The organism is Acetivibrio cellulolyticus CD2, assembly GCF_000179595.2.
GTDB lineage: Bacteria > Bacillota > Clostridia > Acetivibrionales > Acetivibrionaceae > Acetivibrio > Acetivibrio cellulolyticus.
Map to the genome: position 1 here is coordinate 348,861 of NZ_JH556658.1, position 12,440 is coordinate 361,300.

Below are 12,440 nucleotides of genomic sequence, written 5' to 3' on the forward strand. Positions count from 1 at the left end.
AGAACTGTACAGTACTCCGAGTATAGAAGAATTATGTGAAAGATTGCAGTATGCAGCAAGAAATAGGTTGTTTGCAGTTATAACCGGTGATGTTGGAACAGGAAAAACAACAGCGCTAAGAAAGTTAGTAGATAGCCTTGATATCAATCGTTACAAGGTAATGTACATAAGTGATTCATCTTTAACACCAAGAAATTTCTACTGGGAGGTATTAAACCAACTAGGTTGCGAAGCAAAATTTTACAGAGGAGATGCAAAACGTCAGTTAACCCGTGAGCTATCGAACCTCATAGAAACACAAAAGAGGATACCAGTGATAATATCAGACGAAGCACATCTTTTATCAAGAGAAATGCTAGAGGAAGTACGGTTTCTCTTAAACTTTAAGATGGATTCATACAATCCAATGAGTTTAATTCTAGCGGGACAGAGTGAACTTAGAGATGTTCTGAAAAAACAGATATATGAGGCAATATGCCAAAGGATAGATATACGTTATCACCTTACCCCTTACGATCGGCAACAAACCGGAGAATACATCAAAAAGCATCTTGAATATGCAGGAGAAACCAGGGATATATTTACCGAGAAGGCTATTGGCGAAATTTATGACTATTCTCATGGAGTAGCAAGGAAAATCAATAAAGTATGTATAGCCTGCCTGATGCACGCAGCACAAAGGCAAACAAAGTTGATAGATGATCATGTAGTAAGGCTCATAATTGAAGATGAATTCAATTGGTAATTAATTACCCTGTTCGGTGAAGTATCGGACAGGGTTAATGAGCAAAATATACGGACACAAAATTTGGGCAAAGAGCGGTCAAACAGACCGAGCAGCGACAGTTATCGCAAATTTGCATGATAGAAAAAATATTTCATTTTCTATTATTGGTGATAAATTTGGAATGACACCTATAAATGTTACTCGTTATTACAGAGCATTTAAAGCACTCGAGCAAATGAAAAACGATGAAGAGTATGGTCAGTATGCAAATCCTAAGTTTTTCACTCTTTTTGAAGAGATGATAAAAAAGACAGTTCTTAAAGAGTGGTTAGGTTGGCGAGAACAAACTTTTAAGTTTGATAATATTATAAATCTCCATGAAATTTATAAAATGATTCTATGTGGTGAAAAAAATATTGAATCAGAATTGCGTCGCAAAAATGGAATTACCAACCCTGGGGATATGAGGAATTTTGCTGCATTAAAGGAATATGAAGTTTCAGGAAAGGACAACTTATATTTTTCAAAAGTTGTTAATGATGAACTTGATACAGAGACAGCACTTCACTTGTTAAAAAGAAATCAGGATGTATCAGATTGGAATAATGAAGCACAAAATTTTTTAGAAACTCTTAATCAGATTCCTAGAAAGAAGTTGCTGAATTTTACATTAGCTGAAATACAACTTATTGATAAAATAATTAATGAACTAAAAAGTCTTCGAGATGATGTTCAACGTGTAAACCCTGACTTAGCTTAGTGGTTAGGAGGAATCTAATTGAGAAACGAAGATTTAAAAAAGCTAATTGTAGATATGGGAAGCAATATTTCATGTGATTTAAGACCAATAAGATTAAAAGAGTATATACAAAATTATCTGATAAGTAAGGGATTTAGTGAGATTCAATCATATGAACTTGTTGGGGAAGAATGTATAATTGATAAGAAAATTATGTTGCAATCTCCCACAAATAGTGAAGTTGAAGAGGATGCGATAGGCAAATTACTATTTGACAAATTCTTTAATGGACTTAAAGATATTATTCAAAAACAAATATCAAAAAGAATTATTCCATCTTTTGAATTGATAGAATACCCACTATCTAGAGAAGTTTATATTAAGGGATTTAGCATTCCAGATGTAAACGATGATGCACTTAAAACAAAATTAAGAAATGTTTCAAGACATTTAGATACAATAAATACACTATTGTATAATCTTGAACCATACGAATTTGAGAAATTCTGTAAAAAGTTTCTTTTGTTAGTTGGTGTTAATGAAAGTAATGTAACTAAACGTTCAGGAGATGACGGCATTGACTTTTGGGGCTATGCAGACATGTTTGAATATAATTCTGAATTATTTATCTACTCAGAAATAGCAGAACAGTTGGTTGATTTTCATCAAAATGGGAAAAAGTTTAGAGTAAAAATTATTGGACAAGCTAAACGATATAAAAGCGATAATTTAATCTCACCAAGTGAAATTCGAGAGTTATTAGGAAGCTACTATCTTGAGAGGAGTAATTCTACAAGCCTGGGTACAAATGGGAAACTTGCAGAACCTGTAGTTGGGACATTTATAACTACATCGCATTTTGAACCTGGAGCTATAAAAACAGCAGAAAGAACAGGAATTGTTTTGTTTAGTGGTTATGAGGTTTCGATTCTATTGTTGTTAAAGGGGATAGGACTAAATTCTAATAATATATTCAATAAAGATAAATTTTTAGAGTGGTTGTCTATGTAACAGGATATTAGAAACAGAATTTACATGCTATGCAAATTCTGTTTCTAATATCTTGATAAATTCAGCAAGAATATTGTTTGTAGTATTTTTTGTAAGTGATATCCTAACAGTATTCCTAGTGGTATTTCCTCTATCAATAGCAGCAAGCACATAAGAAGGTTCATCAGCGGAACAAGCTGACCCTGTTGAAATTGCAACAGAATCCTTTATCTTTTTAATAAGCAACTCATTATTAACTCCTGGAATAGTGACACTAATCACTCCAGGGATTTTTTGCTCCGTGTGCCCATTAAACTCTACATTTGGATTTGCGTTTTTTAAAGCATCTTTGAACTGCTTTTCCAACTCCATTATTTTTGGCAAATAGCTATCCATATCCCTCAGAGCGATTTCAGCTGCCTTACCAAATCCAACAATATTATGAACGCAATGAGTACCAGCTCTATAACCGTCTTCTTGGCTACCTCCATGAATTAAAGCAGTCATAGCAGGCTTCAATCCATAATTACCTTTCCTGATATAGCAAGCCCCAATCCCTTTTGGACCATATAGTTTATGTGCGGAAAATGATAGAAAATCAACAGGTACGTCCTTTACATCTATCTTAACTTTCCCCAATATCTGAGTTGCATCAGAATGAAACAGTACTCCTTTTGATTTACACAAAGCAGCTAAATCAATAATAGGGTTTAGAGTTCCAATTTCATTATTGCCCCAAATTAAAGACACTAAGGTAGTTGTACTTTTAATTGCATTTTCCAAAACATCAGCTTCAACCTGTCCATATCCATTTACAGGAAGAAAACTAACCTCATAACCTCTATCTATTTTACGCTCAACTTTCTTCCCGGGCTTCAACCTATTTCGTTCCTTATTTGTCAAAGCATCTTCATATCCAGCTAAAAATTTACATGGCCGTAGTACTGATTTATGCTCTGTAACTGAAGTTATAATATGATTTCCTTTATTCTCGACATATTTTTTATAGTCTGCAACACCTTTAATTATCATGTTGTTACTTTCAGAAGCACAGCTTGTAAAAATAATTTCATCAGGATCAGCGTTTATAAGCCGTGCAATCTTTTCACGACTTTCTTCAACGGCTTTTCTAGCGTTTTCAGCTAAGATATAATACTTACTGGATGGGTTACCATATTCCTCAGTTAAGTAAGGCAGCATAGCATCTTTTACTTCAGGATCAATGGGGGTAGTTGCACTGTTGTCAAGATATATCATATCGCTTCACCTTCCAAACCTGCAAGATAAGAAATGAAATCTTTTGAGAACCTAAACTCATTATATAGCATTTGTGCACCTCTATCTATATGAGCTTTAACATATTTTGGGAAGTAGTCTTCATCTTTTAAATGATCGCCACAGTGCATCTCAATTAGGCATTTAAACATAACATCATATTTACCTGTTATAGTTTGTTTATTTAAGTCTAACCCATTGGTATCTGTATCAAATTTCAAGCTTTCTACATCACCTTTCAAAGATAAAGCTATTGATAGCTTAGCAAGAGCAAAAGGTTGCAAATTAACTCTTTTAGCTAAGTCCTCGTAAATTTCCATTGTTCTTTTTGATGTTTTTAATCTAAATATCATGATACCACCTCAAAAAAGTATTTCTCTTCAACATTTGTGCAATATTCTGCATCTGAATATGTAATCAAAAATTCTTTTGAAACATATGGTTTAATTAAGGCATAGTATTCATTATTTATTTCTTCATCTGTTGAAAGAATCATCACCTGACTGCTCAAAGTAGGGAAGAAAGATGTAGTTATTCTCTCTCTATGAATGCTGTCAATTCTAGCGTACGGAGTATCAATGACAAATGGGATTTTATTATTTGACATTTTTATCAATGCCCAGTACAAAGACATTATATATATTTGCTGTTCTCCTTTTGAAAAGCCTTTTATATCAACTTTAACTGGCAGTTCAAACATTTGATCAGCAGGCAGGTTTGATAGAACCTTTTCTAATTCGGACTTTTTACTGATATTTAATGCTTTCAATAATGTATCAACACATTGAGTACCCATTTGACCTTCAAAAGCTTCCATTCCAATTTTAGTTAGCATTGTTTCTAAAGTGCTTACTGACTGGATATTTCTTCTATACAGTGTAACATTAAAATTACTGTCTATATCAATGCTATGAATATAGTCTTTTTTAGCAATTAGCTGTTTAAACATGAACATGAAATTTTCTTTAACAATATCTAGCTTTTTATTAACCAATACCGGAATATAATTTGCTAAAAGCTTACTTGCATTATCACATAAAGCAATAATTGATTTTTCCTTTCTCGAACTTGCAAGAATCTCGCGTGCTTTTTTTAGTTTTGATTCAAGTTCTGATACATTTTTATATAGATTGTCTATTTGTATTTCTGTTTTTCCTTTTTCAACAAAAGCATCATTTAATTGAGCTTTAGTAATATCTATTTCCTTTGTGAAATTTAATATCATTTCATCATTTTTTTCGCAAGCTTCAAGTTTCTTTCTTAGATTTTGAGCTTTAGCGATAGATTTCTTTATTTCTGCTTTACAATTTTTAACCTGTTCAGAATTAATTTCTTCTAAATCTTTGATTAAGGTTAGTGTATCGTTTTCATCATCATGAGATAAATAATGAATAGGCTTAAATTGGGTTAAATCAAAATCAGGTTTTATTTTATCATCTATATGTTTCGCAAGTACCGAAGAGAAAGAGTTGGTTGTATTATTATTGTGTTCATCAACTATTCTAATTTTTGAATTAGCTATTTCATCGTTAATAACTTGCTTTAAAAAGTCTTCATTTAGGGAATCCTTTATAGCAATGTATTTTTGGTACTTATTTTCCTTTATTATCTGAGATTTAACGTCTTGAACAAGGTCTTTTACCAAAAGAAACGGCAATTGATTATTTGCATAATCCTTCAACCATTCATTTTTCTCTTCTCTAAATTTTTCTTCCTTGGAAATATCGTTTCTGTACTTCGCCACTTCTTGAGCTAATAATCCCCCGGCTTTTCTAAACTCCTTTTCCAGTTGAGCAAGTTTTTCATTAAGGTTCTTAATTTCATTTTCTATAGATATAAGTTTTTCTTTTTCGGTATCAAGCAATGTTTTATTCTTTTCAAATTCTTCGGATAAGGTTGATACATTTTTTTCATCCTCATCTAAATGTACGGAACTTCCTTTGCTGTGGATTCTTTTAAAGTTGCTATGCATTATATCGAATGTATCATAACCACAAAGCAATAGAAGTGCATCACGTAAATTCTTAGAAGAATTACCATCTAGAAAGAAGTCACTGATTTTTTCACCATCAAAGAAGAATAGATCAAAAAGCTGTGGTGGTATTAACGTTTTTAAGAAGTTTTCAAATCTATCATGGTCTTCTTCAGATAGATTAATTCCGTTTCTTGTAACGCTGAATGATTCAACAAGTTTTTGATCTTCATATTTCCATTTTCTTATCAATTTATAGGAGGACAATTCTCTTTCTTCTTCTAAAATGAATTCAAGTGTAACGTATGTATTTACATTTTTTTTGCTTAATGAATTTTTGTTTATTAGTCTCTTAACTCTTCTATAATAGCTGGAACTAGTTGTGTCATAACCTAATGCCAAGGGACCATATAAACCAATTTTAATGGCAGTAAATAAGGTGGTTTTCCCAGCACCATTTTTTCCACCAACCAGTATGACATTTTTATTTGTATCATTGATCGATATATCAAATAATACTTCTCCGTCAAAGGATCCAAAATTACAAAGACCAATTCTATTTATTATCATCTTTAATTCCTTCTTTTACGTTGTTATAATGGAGCCAATTTTCTTTCAATATCTTTTCAAAGCTTTCTTTTAAAACAGGTTTCCTTGTAATGAACTTATTATTGTTAACTGATATAATCAGTTTACTCATTAATTCAAACTCAACGTTATATTCCTGACAATATTGTTTTAATTCTTCAATAACATCGTCATCATATATAGGCTTTTTATATTTATCCCAATCGAGTTCAATTCCTTTAACTTCTTTATATGTATCTACAAGCATTCTTCTTGAAAGGTCACCTTCATTATCCCATAATTCATCTATTTTTTTTAGTTCATCAAGAGTTATTAGCTTTATACCTGCTTCTCTTTCAACTATGTTTTCTGTTTCAAGAAGCTTTTTTAGAATTATTCTTCGACCATAAAGTGTAAATGGACCAAATCCTCTACTTCCATCACCTTTTTCATAAACATTACCATCTCTACGTTTTGTATCTCTCATGGTTGGGTCATTTCTTACACTAAGTAACCAAGTCCTAAATTCACGTAATGGTATAAGCCAATCTTCACCACTTTCAATAAATCCTTTTAGAGATTTATCTACCTTAACCATAGTACAAACCCAACACCCAAACCTTGTATTACCACACGTAGGCATGTCTTTGTCTTTTTTTGTATCAGTGATAGTAAATGGACATTCTCCGCCGTCTTCATTTTTGTACAATGATAGTAAGTAATTATTATCTGAACCCCATGGAGAAATACCGTTATTAGTGTTTAATAAAACATTCCATACATCTTCAGTTGTTAATTCAGTTATAGGATTATATACATAAGCATCTTCAATAACTTCGTGCTTGTTTAAAAGTTTACCAACAATTTTTCTTCCTTCAATTCTTCTGGCCCTAGCAATACTTTCGGCTTTTCTAACACCTAAAAGAACTACAACTCCGCCATCGGATTCAACTTTTTCTTTTATAAATCTATTTGATGGATTAATTTTTAATCTATCTGTACACCATCTAAATCCTGGTGGTTCAGGGGTAGGGTAACCAAGTCCTATTACCAGTGACCAGAATGTATCTTCCAATTTTGGGTGTACCATTTCTGCATAAATAGGTAAGTCCTGGTCTCTTGAGCTTTGTTTAATCATATCTGACATTTTCTTTAAATAGTCTATCACTATAGGATTTTCAACCATTGTGTCAGATGAAACAATATAAATGGGTTTAACCCTTTTTTCTCTAGGAAGTCTTTGCATCATTTGAAATACCAATTGACAAACGGTTGTTGAATCTTTGCCTCCACTAAAGCCGATTACCCAAGGCTTTAGATCATGAAGATACACAGATTCGATTTCATCCAAAATATCATTTATTGAATTTTCTTCAAAATAACTATTACTCATTTGTTTTATCCACCTAATAAATTAATGTGTCTTCCAGTGTTTTTTCTTCAGAATTCAATTCATAACCTAATAACTCTTTTATCTTGTTATATGTAAGTTTTATAGCTGTTGTATTTTTATTTATTTTGCCATTTGATGTTATTACTCGGCCTGTCCAATCTTTAACATTTGATCTACTCCAGTCAATTTTATTAAGACAGCTGATTTTATCAGAATAATCTTTGATTCCATTTTGATAAAAGTAATTTCCCAAATGTCCTAAAGCAATTAAAACTACACCATGAGCATTTATAAAGTTCTTTCTGCATTCATAAGCACTAAGCTTTTTAGACTTTACCTGATTCCATTCATAAATGGTGTTGCACAGTAAATTCCAATACTCTAAAACAAACTTCTCATCATTTTTACTTAAAATATCTCCACGTTTTTTACTTATAATACAGCTTATAGAACTATAAATGTTTGTTAAAGTGAAAAGCTTAGGTGAAAACTTTGATAAATTATCGGCTTCTTTATCTGTAAATTGCTTTAATAATGGGATTTCATCCAATACCTTTTTAACCAACAATGATAGTTGGTCTCTACTGTCGTATAAAATACCAATTGATTTTGTAGTGTTTTTAGCATGCTTATTTAAGTCCGCAAACATTTGCTGACTTCTTACTAGGCCTTTATCCTTAAAAAATACAACCGATATTGTTTCCTTTTCAAGTTCAGGATTTAATTTAAGAGCTTCTTCTATTGCTGCTCTTCGATGTTGACCGTCATTTATAAGGAATTTAGCGTCCATGGAAATATCAAGTTTACCCAAATCCATATCCATATATGATTCAAAAGACATTTCTCCATCAACTGATGCAGTGAGGGAAGAGAAAACATAGTCTTCCGGATTATCAATAATGTAATCAGTGATTTCGGGAATTCTTGTTGTATTTAATGTTCTTTGAGCCCTATATTCAGGAGGTAAATCAATTTCAGAAGTCTGAAATATTTTAGAAATAACTCGTAAAGGGCACATTGCTACATAATATTCTTTTTTTGCTTGTATCCCTTTAATTGCAGGGAATGAAAAAGTGAATTTTGAAGTCATGATATTCCTCTACGTACGTAAAATTTATTTCTACTTAAGTATATTTAAACTATGGTATTGAGTCAATACATAATTTGAAAGTTTTATTAGGCTATTATTGACGTAATATCTTTTTATGACATAACTGAATTTAAAAAAGAAATACAGGTCATTTGACGTTTGATAAGGTTTAGGGGTACAGGAATAAAGTGGTTTAAATTTGTAAAGTGATATGGTAAAATACTGGTAGGATTCTGAAATAGCCTTGATTAAGAGGTTACATATTGTTTTTTGAGTAAGTTAAAAGCAAACGAAGATGAATTGTACTACTAAAATTAATAATGTGGGAGTTGGTGAACAAAAGTTATTTTCAGCCAAAGTAAATATATTTATAGTATCAAAAGTAGTCATTTTACTTGAAAATTAATATGTGCATCCTAATATAAACGATAGAATAATTGGTGTAATGTATACTCATGTATTGAATTATTTTAAGTGTTGGATAGGTTCGGAATGAATAAAAATGATAAACTATAAAGTACTTGCAAGTTAACATAGATAAACTGTATTTCTTTACTATCAAGTGAGGAGGTAGAAGTATGCTTACTGTTGAACAGTATATTTTACAAATGAAGAAAAAGGACAAGATTGATGAATTTAATTTCCAGAACCATGCTGAAAATATGACTACTGTAATTAAGTATGTTATGGATTACTTTAATAACTACCTTAATCCTGAAGCTTATGATTATGAAAATATTAAAGTCGAACAAACTCTTTTGAAAATAAGTGAAGAAATTGGAAACTCATATCCTAAAAGTAAAGATTTTATACTTCGGTATTATAAAGAATATAAAAGTCGTATAGATCGGACATTAAAAAAGTACATATCTGATTTGAGATATTATGAGTTATTTTACTGCGAAGAAGACTATGAAAACGCAGTTAATTCATTTTGTAATAGCCCAAAAGTAAAAGGAACAGGTGTAGAAAATTATAAAGATGATTTGGTATTACTAGTGCAAGAGATTAAAGATAATGAAACTGAAAAGCCTTCCTTCTCAAGCTATATATACCTTGATGATTTGTTAATAGGCTGGGTTAAGAGTATATATATAGAATATAAAGTAAACGTAGTTCGATTTGTAGAAGACTATATGTGGAAATATAATGAACGGTATATTGAAAGAAAATATGATAGCAAATCTGAAACGCATTATCGCATTAATAGATATAATCACAGATACAACAATAATCCCTTTTCAATTGATGAAGTGTACCAAGAGAATTGTAACCGTCCTTTTATCGAAGGGAAAAAAGGTGAACTGGAAATGCTCATGATGTACAATTGGATATTTGATAATGTAGAAGATTCGGATTACTGGTCTGAGTATGTTAATCTTTGTGTTTCAACTGGAAGAGTCAAAATAGTAAAAAACATTAATGCTCTGTTTCCTGTTAAAGTAAAAGATATTGCTTACCCGCCAGATGTTCAGTGCAGTAAATCATTTATCGAAACATATAATGGTTTCATTAATAATGATCCAGGAACATCATATATTCTCCGGCTATCATATAATAAGGACAATGATATTATATGGAAGGATGAGAAGGAATTATCGAACGTAATAATTAATTTGCATGAAGCTTTTTCAAAATACCGACCTCCTGCTGTTATAGAGATTTTTCCGCCGATAGTATCAAACAATTATGGGGAAGAAGATTTTTTTCAAAAATATAATATATTAGAAAAAGCCATGAAAAAATATACTGATTTGAAAATCGTTATGATCAATGCTCCTGAGAGGCACTATTCAAAACCCAAATACTTGATGCAGACAGTTGAAGATATATTAAATATAAGAAAGACAGTCAAAGAGAGAAAATATCATATGAAACTTGTAATTGATATTCCTTCGCTTTTTAAAAAGAAATGCTATGGGCATGAATTAGAAGAGAAATTGGACAAGTTAAGTGAAATAAGAAATTGCATATTAGGAATTCACTTGTCTAACATTCATGATGTTTATAGCATTTTTAGCGAAATAAGAAAAGAAGACGATGTATACTTAAATACATATGGTTACCATAAGTATTCGGATTTTCTTGGAGGTATCTCTGCACTTTTCAATGATAATATATGCCGTTATTTTGTTCCGGAAAGTATAGTCAGCAGAGAGGATCTTGAAGAGCTTGTTGATGTCCTTCTCAGGGGTGGATTCTCATTTTGCGTAGAGGAGCAAAAGTATGTATAATGAAGATGATTTTCTTAATGAAAGGGAAAAACTATACAATGAGGTATGGAATGAGCCAATGACGACAGTTGCAAAGCGTTATGGCTTATCTGATAATGGATTGCGAAAAAGGTGCATTAAGCTTGAAATACCTTTACCGCCTGTGGGGCATTGGGCAAAACTCCAAGCAGGTAAAGAATCGGTTCCGAAGCCTAAATTGCCACCTATAAAAATAATTAAGCAATCTATAAATATAGAGGATAAAAAACATATTATCGAAATTAAAGATATTTCAAACATACCAGACAGCAAGCTTGAGGTTTTGGATGGAATGGAGCTTCTGACTCTGGAATCAAAAGAAAGGTTTATTCAATGGTGTGAAAAAATTCAAGTTCCTAAACAAATTGATAATTATAACAAATTAATAATTGAATATCAAAAAGAAAATCAATATAGAAAAGCAAGAGATGAAGAACATAAATTCCATGATATTTTTAGATACACCGATTTCTTTTGGTCTATCCAGCATAAAACGCCATATCGCGAAAATATAGCTGTTTTGCCGATATCAGTCTCAGAAAAACAAATCAACCGGGCACTGAGAATAATAGATACTTTGATCAATTTGGTTAGTGAACTAGGTGGAAAGATAATTATTAATCATGGTAATAAGGACAATGCCATATTCATGGTTTTTAATCATGAATTTTCTTTTGAAATGAGTGAAATCATGATTAAGCAAAGATCTAAATTGCTGGATTATAAGGAAAGTAGTATATATACAGAATTCAAACCAATGTATGAAAAGATGTATAGTGGGTTGCTGAAAATTGATTTTGTTGAGCAGCTTAACAATCAGTCTAGAGAAAAATGCTACAAAAGGCTATGCTTTCAAGATTCTTCAAAAGAACTGCTTGAAAAGCAACTGGGTGAAATATTCATATCTTTGTTCAAAATTGCAAATGAAGCGTCGATTGCTAGATATATTTCACAGCGGGAATATGAAAAAAGAAGGAAGGAAGAGAAGCGGCTTTACGAGATTGAAGCAGAGAACTTAAAAGAAAAACAAAGAATAGAAGCGAAAAACCAACAACGAATTAAATTTAATCAGGATATAGATCGCCATATTGAAGAATGGTTTAAATATCAGAATCTAAAGAAATATATCAATGACCTAAATGAGTTACTGCCAACGATAGCTGATCCGGAATCAAAGGAAATAATCGAGGACTATCTTTTGCTCTTAAGAGATAAAGCAGAGAAAGTTAATCCTATTAATGATATTATAAAAGAAATAAAATTGCTTCAAGATGAATAAAATTAAAAATAGAGTAAGTGCAGAGAAGTCATACCCATAGATTATAACAAAGAAATAAACCAGAGCTCTGATGGGCTATAAAATGGTTTTGCATATACATATACAATCTATTTGACACTAAACCTGGAATCGTGACTTAATAATTCAAACGGTAGT

At 31.5% G+C, this 12,440-nt stretch carries 10 protein-coding genes; 5 read left to right on the forward strand and 5 right to left on the reverse strand.

Translation table 11 applies throughout. The features are described 5' to 3' along the window. From ACECE_RS27970 to ACECE_RS0217370, 3 genes are all read left to right on the forward strand, one after another. The coding region (locus tag ACECE_RS27970; RefSeq protein WP_010249529.1) for an ExeA family protein at window positions 1–745 on the forward strand (745 nt) is incomplete at its 5' end. Between the two features lie 37 nt (window positions 746–782). Continuing rightward, a complete protein-coding gene (locus tag ACECE_RS0217365; RefSeq protein WP_010249530.1) occupies window positions 783–1,487 on the forward strand; it encodes a hypothetical protein in 705 nt (234 codons plus the stop codon). A gap of 18 nt (window positions 1,488–1,505) precedes the next feature. Then, entirely contained in the window at window positions 1,506–2,477 is a 972-nt protein-coding gene (locus tag ACECE_RS0217370; protein WP_010249531.1) for a restriction endonuclease, read from the forward strand. Window positions 2,478–2,504: 27 nt separating this feature from the next. Here ACECE_RS0217370 and ACECE_RS0217375 read toward each other — a convergent pair whose 3' ends face one another. Genes ACECE_RS0217375 through dndB form a run of 5 tightly spaced genes read right to left on the reverse strand, consistent with a single transcriptional unit; the run spans window position 2,505 to window position 8,753 of the window. Further along, window positions 2,505–3,713, reverse strand: coding sequence for a cysteine desulfurase family protein (locus ACECE_RS0217375; RefSeq protein ID WP_010249532.1), 1,209 nt, complete (start codon window positions 3,711–3,713; stop codon window positions 2,505–2,507). Then, complete coding sequence (locus ACECE_RS0217380; protein ID WP_010249533.1) at window positions 3,710–4,084, reverse strand: DndE family protein; 375 nt, start codon at window positions 4,082–4,084, stop codon at window positions 3,710–3,712. The genes ACECE_RS0217375 and ACECE_RS0217380 overlap by 4 nt, the downstream gene beginning before the upstream one ends. Continuing rightward, on the reverse strand, window positions 4,081–6,273 hold the full coding sequence (gene dndD, locus ACECE_RS0217385) for a DNA sulfur modification protein DndD (protein ID WP_010249534.1): 2,193 nt from the start codon (window positions 6,271–6,273) through the stop codon (window positions 4,081–4,083). The genes ACECE_RS0217380 and dndD overlap by 4 nt, the downstream gene beginning before the upstream one ends. Then, window positions 6,260–7,663, reverse strand: coding sequence for a DNA phosphorothioation system sulfurtransferase DndC (dndC, locus tag ACECE_RS0217390; protein WP_010249535.1), 1,404 nt, complete (start codon window positions 7,661–7,663; stop codon window positions 6,260–6,262). The genes dndD and dndC overlap by 14 nt, the downstream gene beginning before the upstream one ends. A gap of 13 nt (window positions 7,664–7,676) precedes the next feature. Beyond that, a complete protein-coding gene (gene dndB, locus ACECE_RS0217395) occupies window positions 7,677–8,753 on the reverse strand; it encodes a DNA sulfur modification protein DndB (protein ID WP_010249537.1) in 1,077 nt (358 codons plus the stop codon). A gap of 578 nt (window positions 8,754–9,331) precedes the next feature. On the opposite strand from dndB, the gene ACECE_RS0217400 reads away from it, so the two are divergent. Together ACECE_RS0217400 and ACECE_RS0217405 are read left to right on the forward strand one after the other, a co-directional pair. Beyond that, complete coding sequence (locus ACECE_RS0217400; protein WP_010249538.1) at window positions 9,332–10,987, forward strand: hypothetical protein; 1,656 nt, start codon at window positions 9,332–9,334, stop codon at window positions 10,985–10,987. Beyond that, entirely contained in the window at window positions 10,980–12,284 is a 1,305-nt protein-coding gene (locus ACECE_RS0217405; protein ID WP_010249540.1) for a hypothetical protein, read from the forward strand. The genes ACECE_RS0217400 and ACECE_RS0217405 overlap by 8 nt, the downstream gene beginning before the upstream one ends. Window positions 12,285–12,440: the final 156 nt, after the last annotated feature.